Genomic DNA, 19,085 nt, shown 5'->3' with positions numbered 1-19,085 from the left:
TACAGCTCCCTCAAATCCTTCACCAATCCTACCAATATGATCTATCGAGAGCTTTCCGGCCTTCCTGCCTCATAACGAACGGCAAGATAGATCAAGGGAACGTAGGCAACAGCCACGCCTATAACTCCCGATAGATAACCTGTACCAACCAAAAGTGCCGTAGGTATAAGCAAAATAGTATTGATTAACAGAACGGCCAACGTGACGGGGCGATGCCCATTGTGAAAGCGCGCAGCAGATTGGTATGCGTGACTTCTATGAGCCTCATAAACCTTTTCGCCTCTAAGCAAGCGACGAAACAGCGTAAAGGAAGCATCCGTCACAAATACACCTAATAAGATAATCCATGCCACAAAAAAAGCCGGATCAAGCCGTGCAGCCAGGATAGAAAGACATCCTAAAATGATTCCTAAAAACCCACTGCCCGCGTCCCCCATGAAAATTCTAGCGGGCGGAAAATTCAGAATCAAAAAGCCTAAGACGGCAGCCACTAACAGCAACGGGAGCCATGCAATGGCACCGTGTCCGGTAATCCAAAATAGAGCGGCACCGCCTGCCCCTACGCAAATCGCCTCGACACTTGCAATGCCATCGATCCCATCCATGAAATTATAGAGATTAAGCAGCCAGACCAGATAAAACAACGCAAACGCGTTGCCCAACCAGCCAAAATTAATAGCCGTATTATTAATCATGACCGTTGGAAATCCTTGCAACCACCAGAGCCCCCAAGCAGCGCAAGCAAAATGCCCGAGCAGCCTCCACCTGGCCGGAATATGACCATGGTCATCAATAAAACCAATTAGAGCAACGCCACATGCCGCACCGAGCAACGCGACAAGATCCGTCCAATAGAGATTAGCGCCAATAAATTGCCAGACCAAGGTAGCGATAGAAAACACGATAACTATAGCTAAGCCACCACCCCGGGGCGTAGGAATAGAGTGAGAGCTGCGCACACCAGGAATATCCATAAGATGTCCCTTTAACGCATAACGCCGAACGTAGTGTGTCATAGCCCAAGACGCGACGACCGTGCAGACAGCCAAAAATAGCGTCATCAGCTTTCCTTGCTTCTCAAAAAATCAATTGCAGTAGCTTGGAGAGCATCGTTCACAGCTACAGGCGGCCGCCAACCGGTGATATCAAGGTTCTTAGAAATATCGACTTGCAGGGAACGGCACACTCGCTGAGATAACGCACCCTTCCCAAGAATGGTTGCACCAACCTCTACCAATCCTCGAGGTACAGGAATCAACCTTATGGGACGCTCTAAAAATCGGGCTAGGCGCTTAAGCAGCTCAGTAGTAGAAAGGTCTTCTCCATCACTCACCATAAAGGTCTGACCGGCAGCAGCCGGATGAAAAAGGCATGTTGAAATGAAATCCACCAAGTTGTTGACCGAAACCAGGCTGCGACGATTATCGATAGCACCCAACGGCAATGGAATGCCTTTGTCTAACCAACGTAGCATAGTAAGAAAATTGGCTTTTACGCCTGGCCCATATACCAGTACCGGACGAATAATGGTGACATCCATTACTCCATTTCTTGCCAGCTCCATGAGCTGCTGTTCGGCAGTCCATTTTGAAATGGCATAGGTATCGGAAGGCTGGGGTGCGTCTAAGGGAGAAAAAGGTTGTTCGGGTACTGTCTCGTCACCGTTGACCTTTACCGAGCTGACAAAGACAAACCGCCGCACCCCATGGGCAGCCGCCAGACGCGCAAGCTTCATCGTTCCGTCGACATTTACCCGCTGGTACTCACCCAGCCCCTGCCCTGGCTTTTCGTGCATGGCATGAACCTTAGCCGCGCAATGGACGACACTCTCGACACGATGGCGTCGAAAAGCATTAGCATCCAGACTTGTAAAATCTGCTTGCCAGGGCTGTACAAGATCGCTTGCAGTCTCGATTGTCATACGAGACATCGCCACAACCTCATGTCCCTGCTGATTTAACGCCGAGACGAGATTAGAGCCTACAAAACCGGCTGCCCCGGTTACCAGAACTCTAGCCATTTACCGGTACAGCCCTAGTAATATGAAGAGAGCTAAAGCGATCCGATCCGTTAGCTTCCGCCTGGTCTTATTGACTTCAACCAGCAAACGAATCGCGCTTAAACGTTCTTTCTTTAAGATGATATGGGCGATACCCGGTGTATCTTCTAGACCAAGACAGCGGATGATCTTCCGCGACTCGTCTCGGTACCACCCACCTTTCATGCGCCTGATTCGGCTCAAGGCTGAGCGGACACCTACATTGGCTCCCACAACATTACCTCCATGCTGTCTGTACAGAACAGAAGGCCACGGATCGATACACCATTGCGCCCCAGAGCTACGACCATACGCGTAAATGAGCCAATCATGAAGCGCGACCTCATTGACAGCCGACCAATTTTCTTCCATGAACGCTTGTAAACGATGAGTAAAGGCCCTATCCATCACGTAGGAACATCCGGGACCAGCCGCCTCAAAAAGGTAATCATAAGCGCGCATTGGCTGCGCCTTATCCAGCAGACGTTGCCGACCATTCTCCCAAAATGCCATGACATTACCCGAATAGACCTCAGCTTGCCGTTCGATCAGTACTTGGTGAGCTCTAATCAATTTATTCTCAAGCCAGATATCGTCTTGGTCAGCCAAGGCCAGATAGTCAAATGCAGAAATATCTATATCGCGTATCAAGCGATAGAAGTTCTTGGCTGCCCCACCAAACCGCTCGATCTGTGGCAAAACACATATGCGAGAATTTTTAGAGGCAAGCGAAAGTACATGCTCATATGTTTCATCAGACGAGATGTCGACACTGATAAATACGACGACATCTACACTCCGCTGCTCGAGAATACTGGAGAGCTGGTCGTCAATCCAAAGCATGCCGTTGTAAGCCGCTAGTGCAACGGCGAACCGGGGTTGCTTAAGATCCATTAAAAAAGCGCCTATTAAGAAAAAGCTTTACGCCATCCGCTACCCCCGCCAATCCACTTCTAGCATAAGAAACTCTTTTACCCTTCTGGGTAATAATTAATATTAGCTGATGACAGACATTCTGGATAAACTCTTTAACTAACAAGAGCCTTGGGATATGACTAAGTTGCGCTAATATAAACACGTTTCGCATTCTGTAATAACGTCGAAACGGAGAATGCACAGGCAGCCTCCAGGGACCAACCGATAAGGTTTTATCCCCTATCCTATGCTCCATCAAAGCTCGAGGCGTAACAAAAATATCGTACCCATGCGTAACAGCTCTAAGGCACCACTCGGTGTCCACATAATCTATAAATAAATCCTCATTTAACATCCCTACCTTTTTTATAACAGGAACTGGTATCAGCGTACCCGAAGATATGCAGCAAGATACTGGGATAGCCTCAAGAGCTGCAGAAGGAACTTTTTTTCTCACTAAACCCAAGGAGTTTATTTGGACAACAGGGTAAAAAAAACCGGAATCCATATTCCGAAATACCGGGCCTATAGCACCCACGTTCTTAGCCGCACTAATAGCAAAAAACTCATCACGCAAAGCTTTAACCATCCCATCAGGCACTACACTATCCTGATCGAAAAAGATGACGCCATCTGCCCCAGCTGCAATAGCGCTCCGCACCCCAATGTTTTGGGCACTGGCTATCCCTAAATTAGAAGGAGATCGCAACACTTCCGCCACTTTAACTAAGCACTCTGTCTCCTCTTCACTCAAGGACGCATTGTCAACCACGATAATTAATTGAACTTGCTTCGAAACGCTGATTAAATTTCGCCAAAGCAAACCCATATCCGGATAATAGACAACAACGACAGCAGCTATACTTCTTAACATAACTCAGCCACGACACACCGGCTATAATAACTCTCTGAACGTACCACAAAGCCCACCAAGCGCCGACAATGCGCCCCAAAATTGAAAATCGAATTATTATTTCCTAAATATTTACCCACCCCTAGATCGCATCTAAATTATGACAGATCTTAGTTCCAAATCGCAAAGCAGTTACTCTAGGCGCCGTCATAATTTTCCACTACCAAAAGACCACAACCTTCAAGGTCTTAATAACGAAGATTAGAGCTCATTATAGTTTTTTTAGAAACCGCTTGATTATCCCGATCGAAGAAGACCTTTCCATTTCTTTATGACCACTAATAAAGTATGGCGCCACTCTAGACAAATCTAGCAAGTACGAAAAGCTTTCGTTAGCACAAATGAAAAGTAGCTCAATCTTACTCTGCAACATCACGCTAGGAACAATTATACCTACATTAAAACCACAAGGATTTACAATCTCGGGATGAGCTTCACGAACATCAGGCCGATCCGCAACACTGACAAAACCGCTCAATAGTTGATCTGAAACACGTAAGGCAACCGCAATAACAGGCTTATCTCCGACACCTCTAGAAACCCAGCCACTTACCATTAGGGACGACAGGTCAGAATCAGCGCTTCGCAGAACCTCATCGATATTTCCATAAAACCCACTATCTATCAGCCGAGTATTTTTTGAGACAGTTTCGAAAGCGCTAACTTTAGTTGATGCCATCACCTCGACATCCATAAAGCTTTCGCCATGATCGATATTATCTATCAAGCCATCGATAAACTTTTTCCCACTCATGTGTACTTCAAAATTTCTTATTAGAATTTCAAAAACCTTTGAAGCCACAACCGGATTGTATGGATGGATATAATGCCTGAACAGAATGCTACACAACTTATCTAGATCAACCCCCTCAGTACTTATTTTTCCAGCCTGCAATAACTCTACACCTAACGCTTTTAGCGCTCCACCCACATCATAAGCAGCCGTCCCAAAAACAATCCCAGGCGTGCCCAACAATAGAGCCTCAAAGCTTACTGAGCTATTAATGGAACATACTGCATATGCTTTTTTCAGCAATACCAAAAATTTATCTTTACTAAATTCCTTATCAAGCACCAAGACATTTCCATTTAAGCCCTGCACATATTCCAAAGCCTCCAATTGGAGCGCTAAATTATATGGCCTACCTACAGCTCCAGGATGCCCTTTAATAACAACGTCAAACCCAAATGAAATTAAAGGTGGAACAATGTATTCCAGAAACTCTTTAGGAGAAGAAAAATTAGAGTGAGAAAGGGTATTTAGATCGTCAGCCAGCTGCAGTGCAATAACAATGTAATCTCTACTCATTTGGTCAGGAGAAAATACTCGACCATCAAAAAGGCTTTCAATAATACTTTTTCTACCACTATTATGCCCTGCTGAAAGAGAGATCCATGTGTCCGCGGGAACGATTTTTTCTTCTGGATAACTATTTAATTCATACTGCATTAGAGATACAGCACCATTAGTACCATCACTGTCCACATAAAATGTTTCAGGAAAAGGCAATCTCGTGGGACCTAACTCACAGTGAAAGACTTGCAAGTAATTTTTTTCACAGAAGGCTCTGACGGCGCCATTTTCTGACCATAAAATTACTGTATCAAACGGATAAAAAGATCTAACTCGCGCTAGCTCCCGCTCATAAAAATTTGATATCTCGCCTACACCATTAACCAGTTCTTGTCTTTCTTTTATTGCAGATACATCCCACTCACGAAGTGAAGAAAACTGAAACATCTCCGTATCGGTATCCGGGCTAATGATCCTATCACCAAGCTCAAACTGAGCCGTTAGCTCATCAGTAACAAGCTTATTTGAATAGACTTTCCATTCAAAATAGAAGTCTGAGTTATCTATTAAAAGAAAAGACTCTATAATAAAATTTGCTGCAACGCAGTACTCATGAAACGAGTTTCTTAAAGGATGCGGCTCAATGTATATAAGAATTTTTTTTACTGACATAAAAACTTCTCTTGAAACTTGAGGGCAGCCATATCCAAGCTAACGAGCCTACAGATACGAGAAGCCTCCTCTTCAACAGCGGATACAGATAAATTAAAAGGCGTTATCAGCGCCTCTAACCATTCATATTGATTTTGGCATTTTCGAAGTAAAAGAGAATCGAATCTATCAATGTCAGGAATAGGGGTAGCTACTACGGAGCACCCAACAGCGGCTGCCTCGAAAAATTTTAACCCACTTTTACTTAAGGTAAACTTATTAACTTCAAGGGGAGCTATTACCGTCTGCACTTGCGCCATGACCAGTGGCAAATGATGAAACGGCACTATTGCTGCACGATGTTCTACTCTATGTCCGAATCTAAGTAATTCAGTAGGAATTTTTGCTGGACCTAGGATTAGCATTCGGGCGTGCTGATCACTCTGCAGAGCTTTGGCTATAGCTGGCGCAACGTGCTTGAGATCAGCATCATGAGTAGCGGTTCCAGCAAAATAACCAAATCTATAAGGGCGTTCAGAAAACTTCATTCTTTGTCGAATAAGCGAAGCTATTCCCTGATACCCTTTATCAAGAGAATTATGAATTACCTCAACTTTACCTGGAGAGAATTTAGCAGTAACGATATCAGCAAGATATTGAGTAGATAGACTAAAGTTAGAAAAATAAGAGGATGCGCAGGCATTAAGAGCAAGATACCTAGCCGTTTGAGTTAGAGAGTTCCCCCTAAATCTATAAGAAGGCATAAGTGCTGAATCCTCCACCCCAAAGATGTAATCATCAAAGTCAGCAATCAAATCTTTACTTTTTTTATGCTTTTGTAAAAATTCTCCTAGGGCCTCGCTCATCATTGGCCTATGAAATACATACTTATCGTAGAATCCGTAAAAATCTATTTTTGCTTCAAATTCAGACTGAGCAATTACGGCTGCTTGATGCCCAAGCTTAGTCAATGCTTCCGCCATCTGAAAGCAACGGTATCGTACCGAAGGATCTAAAAATGGTCGATCCAACTGAGTAGTTTGACTTACAAATAATATTTTATGTTTCAAGATAAAGTCTCATCCCTTTAAACCGCCCCCTTAATTTAGCCTTATAAATTTTTTACTATATTAACAACTTTACTTTAGCCACCAAAGTAAGCCTTTGCCACATCAGAAGGCAGCCCGTCCATCTTTATCTGCCCATGCTCCATCCAAATAGCTCTATTGCATGTCTTAAGGATTAGTTCTTTTGAATGACTGGCAATAACTAGTATCTTAGTAGCGCTAATCATTTCTTTCATTCTGGCTTCGGCCTTATGCTTGAAGCCCTCATCGCCTACAGAAAGCCACTCATCCATTAGCAATATTTCCGGCCGAAAAATAGTCGACACACTAAAAGCAAGCCGGAGATGCATGCCTGACGAATATGTTCTAACTGGTATATCTATAAAATCTCCGAGATCGGAAAACTCAATAATTTCATCTATTTTACTTTTAATATCTTTCCGGCTTATCCCTAATAGCGCCCCGCGAAGATATATGTTTTCGCGGCCAGTAAACTCTGGGTCTATACCTAAAGAAATAGCGATTAGTGAGCCGATATTTCCCTGTATTTGTGCTGAACCGGAGGTAGGATAGTAAACACCGCTCAATAGTCGCAAGAGAGTAGTTTTGCCTGCACCGTTATGACCCAAGAGTCCAAGACGATCTCCATCTTTAAGCTCCAGATTAATATTCTCTAAGGCTCTAACTACAACCTTACCACTGCCACCCTCGCCTAGCTGGCCACCGGTTGCCACTTTCATAATATCTTTTTTCAAAGACCTAGAGGAGGCGTTGTAGATAGGAAAATCTACACACATATCTTTAAACTTTATATAAGCCATACATTTATAACCAATAGGCGATACGCTTTCTGTATCGACCGTATATAGACAAGGCCAAAACCCATCCCACAAGCGCTGAGGCGATACAAATCACCCAACTGTTTGTCAACGGTACCTGCCCCATCAAAGGGGAACGAATGATGTCAAGCCCATGGTAAACTGGATTTAAATTCAACAAGAAATAAGCTTTACCTTCTGGAAGAAGGTTTGGCATCCACATCACTGGAGTCAAATAAAATATAACTTGGAGCAAGCTCGTGACTATTTGAGGAAGGTCTCTATAGCGCGCGCATATAGTTGCGAGAATCAATGATATCCAGGCCAAATTTGCCACTACCAAAATCAACCCTGGAATAGCTAAAATCACATTCCAACTTACACCCCGCTGTACCATTAACAGTACAAGCGGAAATATGACTATATTATGGCCCAGTATTATCAGGTTTCTCCAGATAACCCTCAACACATGAACAAACATCGGAATCGGTAGCTGCTTGATTATACCCTCACCAGATATAAAAGCCGTGCAGTTCTCATTAATGACATTTGACATAAATCCCCAAAAAATGATGCCTAAGGCGAGAAACGGCAGGAAATCATGCAAGGGAGTCTTGAAAATATTACCGAAAACCAGTCCCATCGTCCCAATCATCACGCCCATACTGATTGTTAACCAGAAAGGACCGAGTGACGACCTTTTATATCTCTGCTTTACGTCTTGCCATCCAAGGATTCCAACAAGAGGCAACCTCTGATAAGCCCCCTTGATATCCCGAACTGCACCATTGAAATTACTTGACATCTATAACGTCACCCTAATCAAATAAAGCCAAGCCGGAATGCCATATGCTTCCAGCCAAATAGTACTCTACCGCCATAAGGACGCGAGTACATAATTCGTCTAAACTCCTCCTTTTGAGCGGGAAGCAGTTGATTAGCGATGTTCTCCACGTCTTCTGTAGAAAATACACCACGATACAAGCCATCCAGTTTGATTATTGCCATCCCAAGATGATGCAGAAATATGTTATTTATATGTAGTTGAGAGCCACTATTAAAGCACTGCAAAAAGTAAGCTGTTGCCTTCTCTTTTAATTCAAGCATGAATCTTTCGCTTTCAACCCCTGGCGGCACTAGAGCTTCTAACCCATGCCAATCATTCACGTCATAATCTGGCAGAGTACTCTTCAAATAGGCACTATCTGATAGCGCACCCTCCCACGTGAAATGTTCCCATGGAACGATTTTAGATTTCCGGCTAAGGCGGTAAAAGGAGGCTATCAACTCAGGGTTTTCGTCTATTACCTTGGCTACAAAAGCTGTGTCATAGTAAGCACGAAATTGGCCATCAGAACTGACCTGCTTTTTCAGGCATTTGGACAACCCCATCTCACCTCGAATAATAACCTCGAGGCGAATGTTCGAATTTTTATATTTAGCCCAGTATCTCTTCAGGCCCTCTGACCTTAGCACGTCACCGCAAATAGAAATGCAGAACGAGCCAAGGTGATGTTCTATATCATGGTTCTCTGTTGCACCAAGAACTTCTATATCAGAATTATAAAGTGCGCTTAAAAATCCTTCACAATTCTTCTCAGAAAAAAATACACTATCATTGAGCATTAGAAGACGAGAGCAATTTTTATCTATTCCTCGCAAATACACATGCTCAAATCCACACTTATAGCTACCAAAGTCACGCCCCAAATTGTCTCTATCTATATAGCAGTCTATAAAGCCCTGGTAGCCTTCTTCCCATTTTACTGGCAACGTATTAACACAAATCACGTAAGCTCCAAGCCGCTTTGCAGCCTTTAGCAGAGTCTGTGTATCATTTCGGATCCGCCCCCTCTCGTAAAGAGCCATTAACAAAACCGGCCCTGATGTATATTCCCTCTCATAAAGTATATCTTTTTTTCTAGGCTGCCTCTTAAACTCCAAGTGATTTTTATACTTTAAAAATGCATATATCCCTACTTTCCAGAAAAATATGTACATCCTTGCCAAAATAGCTCTAATTAATTTCATCACTATATCACCAATTCAAAATTGTTTTTGAGCATCTCACAATTAATTTAAAATTTAACTGAGATAGAGATTTAAATCCTCAACCAACTTATAATGATATTAATTTATTGATAGTGTTTCCATACCCACGCCAGATGACTGACATTGTCCCCATAAATTTTCCTTTGTTGGTCAGTATCTTTTCCTCTACCCCTTAAAAAAGAGAGTGAAAACAATCGCTTTTATATAAATTTAAAACCCCGCCCCTATGTAGGGTGCCATTTGCATTTATCTCTATGATACATAGCGTGTCCCTACTGACTGTCTGAGCACTTTGGAACACAGCCCTATCTGAAATACGTATAGGTAATAACGAAGATCTCTCCTCAGTCACTCTGGCTAGCCTGTGCCTGGAGGCCTTCGACATCTCTTTCTTGGACTAGTTTAGCGACATGATGTCATAACTCCTACAGATAAGAAGCAAACCAACCACTCTTACTACGTAACCAGCTAGCCTTATTGACCTGATGACCTGCTCCCCGATTTCAGTACCACGCTGAACTTAGTAGAGTCCGTTTTCCGAGTAGGAGACGGCAGTGAAAAAGCGTTTTACCGAAGAGCAAATTCTCGACTTTCTCATGCAGGCCGAGGCTGGTATGTCGGTGAAGGAACTGTGCCGACGGCACGGCTTCAGTGATGCCTCGTTCTACACCTGGCGAGCCAAATTCGGTGGCATGACCGTGCCAGACGCCAAGCGACTCAAGGATCTCGAACTAGAGAACAGCCGGCTGAAGAAGCTGCTGGCCGAAGCCCATCTGGACATCGAGTCACTGAAGGTGGTCGTTCGGGGAAAAGGGTAAGCCCGACAGCGCGGCGGGAGGCGGTGCAGAAGATGCAAGCCAGAACCGGCATCTCCGAGCGCCGTGCTTGCCAGCTGGTCGGGCTATCTCGTTCGGTGCTGCGCTACCAACCTCGTTCCAACGAGCAAAGTATCAAGCTGCAAACCCAACTCGTGGAACTGGCACAGGAGCGTCGGCGCTTTGGCTACCGGCGCTTGCATATACTGCTGCGGCGAGCTGGTGTGCAGGTCAACCACAAGCGGATTTACCGCCTGTATCAAGCGGCTGGCGTGATGGTGAAGCGGCGCAAGCGCCGCCGTGGCGTTGCAGTGGAGCGCGAGCGTCTGAGTCTGCCGAGTGCGCCGAATCAGGTCTGGTCGATGGATTTCGTCTTTGACGCACTTAGCACAGGCCGGCGGATCAAATGCCTAACGGTGGTCGATGACTTCACTAAAGAGTCGGTCGGCATCCTGGTGGAACACGGCATTAGGGAAACTCCGGAAAAGTCCCGGCCGATCTGGTGAAATGCCACCTTTGCTAAACCCGAGCGCTGCCGTATGACCCAGATGAGCTTTTCTGATGCCGAGTACGCCGGCAAACGCAAACAGACCCGGCGCGAACGCTTTCTGGTAGAAATGGAGCAGGTAGTGCCGTGGGCTGGTCTCCTGGCACTGATCGAGCCGTTCTACCCAAAGGCTGGAAATGGCCGTCCGCCGTATCCCCTGGAAACCATGCTACGCATTCACCTGTTGCAGAACTGGTTCGCCCTGAGCGATCCGACCATAGGAAGCGCTGTACGAGATTACCTCGCTGCGCCAGTTCGCCAAGCTGTCTGACCCAAGGCAGTATTCCGGAAGACACCACGATCATGAGCTTCCGCCACCTGCTGGAGCAGCACGAACTGGCGACGGGCATCCTGGCTGTAATCAATGGCCACTTGAGCGAACGCGGGCTGTCGCTACGCCAAGGCACTATCGTTGATGCGACCATCATCCATGCGCCCAGCTCAACCAAGAACAAAGAAGACAAACGCGATCCTGAGATGCACCAGACGAAGAAGGGCAATCAGTACTTCTTCGGAATGAAGGCGCATATCGGTGCCGATGCCGAGTCTGGCCTGGTGCACAGCGTCGCGGGGACTGCGGCCAATGTGGCGGATGTCACCCAGGTCGACAAACTCCTGCACGGGGAGGAGAACGTGGTCTGTGCCGATGCGGGCTACACCGGCGTGGAGAAGCGTGCCGAGCATCAAGGTCGCCAGGTCATCTGGCAGATCGCGGCCCGGCGCAGCACTTACAAGCAGTTGAGCAAGCGCAGCGCCCTTTTCAAGGCCAAGCGCAAGATCGAGAAGGCCAAGACGCAGGTACGATCCGAAGTCGAGCACCCTTTCCGGGTGATCAAGCGGCAGTTCGGCTATATCAAGGTGCGCTTCCGGGGCCTGGCCAAGAACACCGCTCAGTTGGTCACGCTGTTCGCCCTGTAGAACCTGTGGATGGCCCGCCGACATTTGCTGACCGATGCAGGAGAGGTGCGTCTATAAAACGCAGAAACCCGGCCAAAAGCCGGGTTTCTAGTGAAGATTATCGCCAAAGACCGGGTTAAAAATCGATTCGGTCGCCAATCGGCTGTCCTTGCTGACTTGATCAGAGTTTCCTTAGCGGCTTTCGTGTCACACGGGCGCTGGACGAGATGGCGCGGTTTCGCGGTTGCCCGAAGGCGATCCGCACCGACCAAGGCCCTGAGTTCACCGGTAAAGCGCTTGATCAATGGGCTTATCAGCATGACATCAAGCTGAAGCTGATTCAGCCTGGCAAACCCACGCAGAATGCTTTCATCAAGTCATTCAACGGCAAGCTCCGGGACGAATGCATCAATGAGCACTGGTTCTGTTCGCTCGCCGAAGCCAGAATCCATATCGCGGCTTGGCGGCGGGATTACAACGAGCACCGACCGCATAGTGCCATTGGCAACCTCACCCCGGCAGAGTTTGCTGCAAGTTGGCGGGTCGGCCAGCAGCAACTGAAGCAGGAAAAATTGATATCAACCCCAGGGCCTACTAACTAGGCAGTGGTACTAAAGATGGGGGCAGGTCAAACTCTATTTGTGGTTTTCTCTGCGACCGCAGTATACAGCGTTCAAGCTCCCGCTGATACACCGATTGGTTTGCTTGGTTTAAACATGCCGGGGAGCAGGCTTCGCTCTCCAAGTTGTACCAGGCATTAATGGCACAAACTATATTTTTCCGTCGAAGCACATTTTCAGCAATGGAGTACCAAGGGCGTCAACATGATCCGCTTTCCCATTAGCTGGGAGCGATTACAGCCGACCCTTGGCGGAGCCCCCGAACGAAACTTATGCCGCGCTGATCAATCGGTCGGACTACTACCTTCGGTCTATGTATGCCTGGCCAACTATGCGGACCTTCATAACGCCTTTGGCTCCAACCTTACTGCAGCCACAATACTACATAAGCTATAGATACAAAGAAGGGCGCCGGCCAGGCAAGTCTGCAAGCAATTCGTTCACACTGAATGGCTTCAATGCTCTTAATTACACAGCCTCATACGCCGATCTGATTAAGGCATTTGGTACGGATACCTTTGCTTCCACAAGGCATTACATGCTCTACGGGAGCAAAAAGGATGCCTGACCTTATTCGATCTAAGCAAATATCTGGCTCGATATGCCGATCTGCGCAATGCGTTTGACGCCAACCAAATTGCAGCAGCAAAACACTACATTCTCTACAATCACAAGGAAGGACGATCCACAAAATAAGCTATTTGTTAGAATGACTCGAAAGCAAAATGGAAATGTACGAGTGCAATTTCATCTAGTGCTTTGGAAGCAAGGTTAATGCAGTAAAGCCAATGACTCGGTCACAGGGATTTTACAAAGGCAGGACTAAAGGTTACAGGTAGGAATATTGCACGCTTGAATACTGCAGATTCTATCATTTGAAACCGCGATCTGACGCGATTAAAAAGGTAGCAGAGTGTTAGTAGAGACGTTGAAATAAAACCCATATTACGCTAACAAACATTATGACGAACCCCCCATTATACCGCGTTTGAAATATTAGCTGACTCAAGAGCAAAAAATTTTGAGTCTTGCTTCTTTTATAGACAATTATTGGAATACTTAGAGCTGCTAACAAAACCTTATCAATGAGCGTAGGTAGCTAGCTAGGAGTATGGAATTTCAAGGAGGATCAAGCTTGTGCTTGCCCATATCAGCTAACCAGAAATGGGTTTTGTTAGCTGCCCTTAATATTCAAACATCTACAGCCCCCCCCCGGCCCGCCTTCATGAAATATCTATTAGATTAACCTAGCTCGTTAACACGATCCCGTAACTCTTTACCTGGCTTAAAATGCGGAACATATTTCCCATCCAACGTTACAGACTCTCCTGTTTTAGGGTTTCGCCCTGTACGAGGTGAACGATAATGCAAAGAGAAGCTGCCGAAGCCTCGTATTTCAATACGATCTCCGGTTGAGAGCGCTTGGGCCATCTGCTCAAGCATTGTCTTGATAGCCAGCTCAACATCGCGAGCTGACAGCTGCCCTTGCTCCGAAACGATACGTTCGATCAACTCCGACTTGGTCATGGAATTTTCCTTCTTTTTCAAGCGGCTAGATCATTTTTTAACTCTTTTAGCATGACCGCTTGGCTTTGAAAAGCATATACCCAGCAAAAGGCTGTAAATTTATTTGACGCTAAACATATAACCCCTTAGATCTGAGAAGCTTTTTTTAGGCAATAAAAAAGGGGTGGCCTAAGCCACCCCTTTCCTAGAAAACCTAAGGTGATTAACCCTGGTTTTCCATCTGCGCCTTGATCAGGTCACCGATAGTAGTCGGGCCTGCGCTCGGCTCCTGCTTGTTACGCAGGGACGTCATCGCTTCCTTCTCATCGTCAACATCCTTAGACTTGACGGAAAGGCTGATCACGCGGCTCTTACGATCGATGCTGATGATCTTGGCTTCAACTTCGTCGCCTTCCTTCAGAACGTTACGCGCATCTTCAACGCGATCACGGCTGATTTCAGAAGCCTTCAGAACGCCTTCGATCTCATGGCCCAGAGTGATGATGGCGCCCTTGGCGTCAACTTCCTTCACAGTACCACGAACGATGGTGCCCTTCTCGTTCAGAGCAGCGTAGCTGGAGAACGGATCGTCTTCCAACTGCTTGATGCCCAGAGAAATGCGCTCACGCTCAGGATCAACGGACAGGATAACGGTATCCAGTTCATCACCCTTCTTGAAGCGGCGTACGGCTTCTTCGCCCGGCTCGTTCCAAGAAATATCGGACAGGTGAACTAGACCGTCTATGCCACCATCCAGACCAATGAAAATACCGAAGTCAGTGATGGACTTGATAGTACCGGAGATACGATCGCCCTTATTGAACTGACCGGAGAACTCTTCCCATGGGTTCGGACGGCACTGCTTGATACCCAGAGAGATACGACGACGTTCTTCGTCGATATCCAGAACCATAACTTCCACTTCGTCGCCAACCTGTACGACTTTGGACGGGTGGATGTTTTTGTTGGTCCAATCCATTTCGGATACGTGTACCAGACCTTCAACGCCTTCTTCCAGCTCAGCGAAGCAGCCGTAATCAGTCAGGTTAGTAACACGAGCCTGAACACGTGTACCTTCTGGGTAACGCGCCTTGATAGCAACCCATGGGTCTTCGCCCAGCTGCTTCAGGCCCAGGGATACGCGGTTACGCTCGCGATCAAACTTCAGAACCTTAACGTCGATCTCGTCACCAACATTAACGATTTCGGAAGGATGCTTGATACGCTTCCATGCCATGTCAGTGATGTGGAGCAGGCCATCTACGCCGCCCAGATCAACGAACGCACCGTAGTCGGTGAGGTTCTTGACGATACCGCGAACCTGCTGACCTTCCTGCAAGGACTCCAACAGCGCTTCACGCTCGGCACTGTTCTCAGCCTCAAGAACGCTACGGCGAGAAACAACAACGTTGTTGCGCTTCTGGTCAAGCTTGATGACCTTGAACTCTAGCTCTTTGCCTTCCAGGTGGGCAGTGTCACGCACAGGACGGACATCAACCAGGGAGCCTGGCAGGAAAGCACGGATGCCGCTAACGTCAACAGTGAAACCACCCTTGACCTTACCGTTGATAACACCCTTGACCACTTCGTCAGCGTTGAACGCAGCTTCCAGGACCAGCCAGGACTCAGCGCGCTTGGCTTTCTCGCGAGACACTTTGGTTTCGCCGAAACCGTCTTCCACGGCATCGAGAGCCACATGGACTTCATCGCCCACGTTGATGGTCAGCTCGCCTTGTTCGTTGTAGAACTGCTCGAGCGGAACAAGACCCTCAGATTTCAGGCCAGTGTCGACAACTACCCAGTCACCATCGATGGAAACCACAGTACCTGTGATGATGGCACCCGGTTGCATGTCGAGGGATTTCAGACTTTCTTCAAAGAGTTCTGCGAAGCTTTCGCTCATGTTTATACCTGTAATGTTGGGTACACGATGCACCCGATCTACCGCATCACCAGCCAATGCGGGGTTCGTTATCAATATCCAGCAGACAGGTTGAGACTGGTTCCTGCCTGCCTTCACCAAATATCCCAGGATAGGATAATCTGGCTGTCATCCTGCCAGGTCACGCTCGGCGGCCAATGCAAGGATGTGGTCGAGCACTTGTTCAATCGAGAGATTCGTCGAATCCAGGACAATGGCATCATCTGCCGGCTTGAGTGGAGCGACGGTGCGCTGAGTATCACGCTCGTCGCGCTCACGAATCTCTTCGAGGAGACCCGGCAAAGTAACACTTTCGCCCTTTTTCTTCAACTGAAGATAGCGCCGTCTGGCGCGTTCTTCGGCGCTAGCGGTCAGAAATATCTTTAATTCCGCATCTGGGAAAACCACGGTTCCCATATCCCGACCATCCGCAATAAGGCCAGGCGCCTCGCGAAAGGCTTTCTGTCGCTGCAACAACGCTTCACGTACAGCCGGCAGGATCGCCACCTGTGAAGCGCCTGCCCCAATATCTTCGGTTCGAATGAAGTCGGTAACATCCTCCCCCTCTAAGACAATGCGCTGACCATGCTCATGCCCAGCCTGGAATTGCACGTCAAGATACGCTGCCAACGCCTTGAGTGACTCCTCATTCGTCAGGTCAACGCCATGGTTGCGCGCTGCGAAGGCCAGCAGACGATAAAGCGCTCCGGAGTCCAGTAGATTCCAGCCCAGACGGCGGGAAAGAAGTGCCGCGATAGTGCCCTTCCCAGAGCCTCCAGGCCCATCGACTGTAATAACCGGAGCGGTACTCATCATACGGAAGCCTCTTCTTTCACACGAATCCCAGCTTTAGCTGCCAGTTCAAGAAAGCCGGGAAAGGAAGTTGCAACATTTGCACAATCACGGATTCGTATCGGTGCGCTCGCTCGCAGCGAGGCCACACTAAATGCCATTGCGATGCGATGATCACCATGACTTTCCACTTCTCCGCCACCCATGGAGCCGCCCTCGATCACGATTCCATCAGGCGTAGGAGTAGCACTTACACCCAGTACTTTCAAACCATCGGCCATGACCTGAATACGGTCAGACTCCTTGACACGCAACTCTTCCGCACCTCGCAGAACGGTACGCCCCTGAGCACAGCTGGCGGCAACAAACAGAACCGGGAACTCATCAATTGCCAGCGGCACCAACGCTTCCGGTATTTCGATTCCCTTCAACGTAGCTGAGCGGACGCGCAGATCAGCTACAGGTTCTCCCCCTACCTCACGCTGATTCTCAAGCGTAATGTCGCCACCCATCAGGCGCAGGATATCGATGACCCCGGTACGAGTAGGATTGATACCCACGTGTTCAAGAACCAACTCGGAGTTTTCCGCAATGCTTCCGGCCACCAGGAAAAAAGCTGCCGAGGAAATATCTGCAGGTACTTCGATACGATTGGCAGTGAGCGTGGAGCCCGAGCGCACTCTTGCTACATTACCTTCTACCGTCACCGGATAACCAAACCCCTGCAACATTCGCTCGGTGTGATCACGCGTCGGAGCAGGCTCAGTAACCGACGTCTCTCCTTCGGCATACAGGCCTGCCAGCAATAGGCAGGACTTAACCTGGGCGCTGGCCATGGGCATGTCGTAATGGATACCTTTGAGCTTCTGTCCGCCGCGAATGGTCATCGGTGGCCGTCCCTGCTCTGCTGTTTCGATAACAGCCCCCATCTCCCGCAACGGATCGGCAACCCGGTTCATGGGGCGCTTGGAGAGCGAGGCATCACCGGTCAGGGTGGTATCAAATGCCTGAGCGGAAAGAATCCCGGACAACAGTCGCATTGAGGTGCCTGAATTTCCTAGGTATAGCGGACCTGCAGGCGCCTTGAGGCCATGCAATCCCACACCATGAATGGTTACACGACCATTGGTGGGCCCCTCGATGACGACCCCCATATCACGGAACGCCTGCAGCGTAGCGAGGGCATCCTCACCCTCAAGGAACCCTTCCACCTCTGTCGTTCCATCCGCCAGGGAGCCCAGCATGATTGATCGATGCGAAATGGACTTATCTCCGGGCACTCGAACGCGTCCGGACAACGAGCCGCCAGGATTGGCGATATAGGTAAGATCTTTAGTTTGCATAGCGTCCACATAGGCCCGGCGGGCCAGTATTTTGCCGAAATGCTCGCGGGCAACCCGGGCGCGGGTAAAGACACCCAGCAGCTGATGCCCATCCTGTGTAATGACAGCCTGACGCAATGCATCCAGGTCGTCACGAAATGTATCCAGTGTCCGCAGTACGGCTTCCCGGTTGGCTAGAAAAATATCGTGCCACATGACCGGATCACTGCCAGCGATACGGGTGAAGTCTCGAAAGCCACCAGCGGCATAACGAAATATCTCAAGGTTCTCACTACGCTGGGCGAGCGAATCAACCAGGGTAAAAGCCAGCAGATGCGGCAAGTGACTGGTTGCAGCCAACACCTCATCATGGTGGTCAACCGTCATGTATTCAACGTCAGCACCCAGTGCCCGCCAAAGTAGATCAATATTTGCAAGCGCCTCAGCATCCGCCTCATCAAGGGGTGTAAGAATGACTTTGTGCCGCTTGAATAGCTGACCATTAGCCGCCGTAACACCACTCTTTTCAGAACCAGCGATTGGATGCCCTGGGACGAAGCGGAACGCTTTGCCGGCAAAGGCCTTTCTGGCTGCCCGGGCAACGCTGCCTTTTGCACTCCCAACATCGGTCAGCACAGCCTGGCCGATGTCGAGAGCCGCAAGCTCTGCAAGGACTCGTTCCATGGCAAGAATGGGAACCGCCAACTGGATAACGTCTGCATTCTGACAAGCAACGGCCAGCTCTGCCTCAGCGCTATCAACAACCTCTAACTCAACCGCTAGACGCCGTGTTTCTCTATCCCGATCTACGCCGACCACTTCATGAAACAGGCCGCTCTCCTTCATGCCCTTGGCAAACGAGCCGCCAATCAGTCCAAGTCCTACTACGACGAGACGACCAAACATGGGGACCTTTT

At 48.2% G+C, this 19,085-nt stretch carries 13 protein-coding genes and 3 pseudogenes; 3 read left to right on the top strand and 13 right to left on the bottom strand.

Features of this window, described 5'->3' with window-relative positions; all coding sequences use genetic code 11:
• Positions 1 to 41 precede the first annotated feature (41 nt).
• The 9 genes from AC4LF3_RS07930 to AC4LF3_RS07890 form a co-directional block, all read right to left on the bottom strand.
• The gene (locus AC4LF3_RS07930; RefSeq protein ID WP_491835051.1) at positions 42 to 1,061 is read right to left on the bottom strand and encodes an MraY family glycosyltransferase; all 1,020 of its coding nucleotides are present in this window, start codon (positions 1,059 to 1,061) and stop codon (positions 42 to 44) included.
• Positions 1,061 to 2,020, bottom strand: a complete 960-nt coding sequence (locus AC4LF3_RS07925) for a UDP-glucose 4-epimerase family protein (protein ID WP_491835050.1) — start codon at positions 2,018 to 2,020, stop codon at positions 1,061 to 1,063. Before AC4LF3_RS07925 ends, AC4LF3_RS07930 begins: the two co-directional genes overlap by 1 nt.
• Positions 2,021 to 2,932 carry a glycosyltransferase gene (locus tag AC4LF3_RS07920; protein ID WP_491835049.1) on the bottom strand — a complete coding sequence of 304 codons (912 nt, stop codon included), beginning with the start codon at positions 2,930 to 2,932 and terminating at the stop codon, positions 2,021 to 2,023. It lies immediately after the preceding gene.
• Positions 2,922 to 3,827, bottom strand: coding sequence for a glycosyltransferase family 2 protein (locus AC4LF3_RS07915; RefSeq protein WP_491835048.1), 906 nt, complete (start codon positions 3,825 to 3,827; stop codon positions 2,922 to 2,924). Before AC4LF3_RS07915 ends, AC4LF3_RS07920 begins: the two co-directional genes overlap by 11 nt.
• A gap of 250 nt (positions 3,828 to 4,077) precedes the next feature.
• On the bottom strand, positions 4,078 to 5,832 hold the full coding sequence (locus AC4LF3_RS07910) for a capsular polysaccharide export protein, LipB/KpsS family (RefSeq protein WP_491835047.1): 1,755 nt from the start codon (positions 5,830 to 5,832) through the stop codon (positions 4,078 to 4,080).
• Positions 5,823 to 6,881 carry a glycosyltransferase gene (locus tag AC4LF3_RS07905; RefSeq protein ID WP_491835046.1) on the bottom strand — a complete coding sequence of 353 codons (1,059 nt, stop codon included), beginning with the start codon at positions 6,879 to 6,881 and terminating at the stop codon, positions 5,823 to 5,825. The genes AC4LF3_RS07910 and AC4LF3_RS07905 overlap by 10 nt, the downstream gene beginning before the upstream one ends.
• A 74-nt stretch (positions 6,882 to 6,955) precedes the next feature.
• The gene (locus AC4LF3_RS07900; RefSeq protein WP_491835045.1) at positions 6,956 to 7,699 is read right to left on the bottom strand and encodes an ABC transporter ATP-binding protein; all 744 of its coding nucleotides are present in this window, start codon (positions 7,697 to 7,699) and stop codon (positions 6,956 to 6,958) included.
• A gap of 4 nt (positions 7,700 to 7,703) precedes the next feature.
• Positions 7,704 to 8,501, bottom strand: a complete 798-nt coding sequence (locus AC4LF3_RS07895; protein WP_491835044.1) for an ABC transporter permease — start codon at positions 8,499 to 8,501, stop codon at positions 7,704 to 7,706.
• 17 nt (positions 8,502 to 8,518) lie between these two features.
• Positions 8,519 to 9,727 (bottom strand): rhamnan synthesis F family protein, encoded by a 1,209-nt coding sequence (locus AC4LF3_RS07890; protein WP_491835043.1) that lies wholly within the window; start codon positions 9,725 to 9,727, stop codon positions 8,519 to 8,521.
• Between the two features lie 575 nt (positions 9,728 to 10,302).
• Between AC4LF3_RS07890 and AC4LF3_RS07885 the strand changes: the two are divergent.
• From AC4LF3_RS07885 to AC4LF3_RS07875, 3 pseudogenes are all read left to right on the top strand, one after another.
• Positions 10,303 to 11,033, top strand: a pseudogene (locus AC4LF3_RS07885) (IS3 family transposase); the annotation flags it as partial.
• 69 nt (positions 11,034 to 11,102) lie between these two features.
• A pseudogene (locus AC4LF3_RS07880) lies at positions 11,103 to 12,028 on the top strand (IS5 family transposase).
• Positions 12,029 to 12,198: 170 nt separating this feature from the next.
• Positions 12,199 to 12,609, top strand: a pseudogene (locus AC4LF3_RS07875) (integrase core domain-containing protein); the annotation flags it as partial.
• Between the two features lie 1,260 nt (positions 12,610 to 13,869).
• On the opposite strand, the gene ihfB reads toward AC4LF3_RS07875, so the two are convergent.
• From ihfB to AC4LF3_RS07855, 4 genes are all read right to left on the bottom strand, one after another.
• A complete protein-coding gene (ihfB, locus tag AC4LF3_RS07870) occupies positions 13,870 to 14,154 on the bottom strand; it encodes an integration host factor subunit beta (protein ID WP_491835042.1) in 285 nt (94 codons plus the stop codon).
• 202 nt (positions 14,155 to 14,356) lie between these two features.
• Positions 14,357 to 16,036 carry a 30S ribosomal protein S1 gene (gene rpsA / locus AC4LF3_RS07865; protein ID WP_010797902.1) on the bottom strand — a complete coding sequence of 560 codons (1,680 nt, stop codon included), beginning with the start codon at positions 16,034 to 16,036 and terminating at the stop codon, positions 14,357 to 14,359.
• Between the two features lie 147 nt (positions 16,037 to 16,183).
• Positions 16,184 to 16,870 carry a (d)CMP kinase gene (gene cmk / locus AC4LF3_RS07860; protein WP_074825215.1) on the bottom strand — a complete coding sequence of 229 codons (687 nt, stop codon included), beginning with the start codon at positions 16,868 to 16,870 and terminating at the stop codon, positions 16,184 to 16,186.
• Positions 16,867 to 19,074 carry a bifunctional prephenate dehydrogenase/3-phosphoshikimate 1-carboxyvinyltransferase gene (locus AC4LF3_RS07855; RefSeq protein WP_239380992.1) on the bottom strand — a complete coding sequence of 736 codons (2,208 nt, stop codon included), beginning with the start codon at positions 19,072 to 19,074 and terminating at the stop codon, positions 16,867 to 16,869. The genes cmk and AC4LF3_RS07855 overlap by 4 nt, the downstream gene beginning before the upstream one ends.
• Between the last annotated feature and the right edge of the window lie 11 nt (positions 19,075 to 19,085).

The organism is Pseudomonas sp. C2.3V (assembly GCF_058536325.1).
This window is presented reverse-complemented; position numbering and strand designations above follow the sequence as displayed.

Coding starts and splice junctions, on each gene's coding strand:
- AC4LF3_RS07915 (WP_491835048.1), bottom strand. CDS start 3,827: ATGTTAAGAAGTATAGCTGCTGTCGTTGTTGTCTATTATCCGGATATG.
- cmk (WP_074825215.1), bottom strand. CDS start 16,870: ATGATGAGTACCGCTCCGGTTATTACAGTCGATGGGCCTGGAGGCTCT.
- AC4LF3_RS07910 (WP_491835047.1), bottom strand. CDS start 5,832: ATGTCAGTAAAAAAAATTCTTATATACATTGAGCCGCATCCTTTAAGA.
- AC4LF3_RS07900 (WP_491835045.1), bottom strand. CDS start 7,699: ATGGCTTATATAAAGTTTAAAGATATGTGTGTAGATTTTCCTATCTAC.
- ihfB (WP_491835042.1), bottom strand. CDS start 14,154: ATGACCAAGTCGGAGTTGATCGAACGTATCGTTTCGGAGCAAGGGCAG.
- AC4LF3_RS07895 (WP_491835044.1), bottom strand. CDS start 8,501: ATGTCAAGTAATTTCAATGGTGCAGTTCGGGATATCAAGGGGGCTTAT.
- AC4LF3_RS07925 (WP_491835050.1), bottom strand. CDS start 2,020: ATGGCTAGAGTTCTGGTAACCGGGGCAGCCGGTTTTGTAGGCTCTAAT.
- rpsA (WP_010797902.1), bottom strand. CDS start 16,036: ATGAGCGAAAGCTTCGCAGAACTCTTTGAAGAAAGTCTGAAATCCCTC.
- AC4LF3_RS07930 (WP_491835051.1), bottom strand. CDS start 1,061: ATGACGCTATTTTTGGCTGTCTGCACGGTCGTCGCGTCTTGGGCTATG.
- AC4LF3_RS07890 (WP_491835043.1), bottom strand. CDS start 9,727: ATGAAATTAATTAGAGCTATTTTGGCAAGGATGTACATATTTTTCTGG.
- AC4LF3_RS07855 (WP_239380992.1), bottom strand. CDS start 19,074: ATGTTTGGTCGTCTCGTCGTAGTAGGACTTGGACTGATTGGCGGCTCG.
- AC4LF3_RS07920 (WP_491835049.1), bottom strand. CDS start 2,932: ATGGATCTTAAGCAACCCCGGTTCGCCGTTGCACTAGCGGCTTACAAC.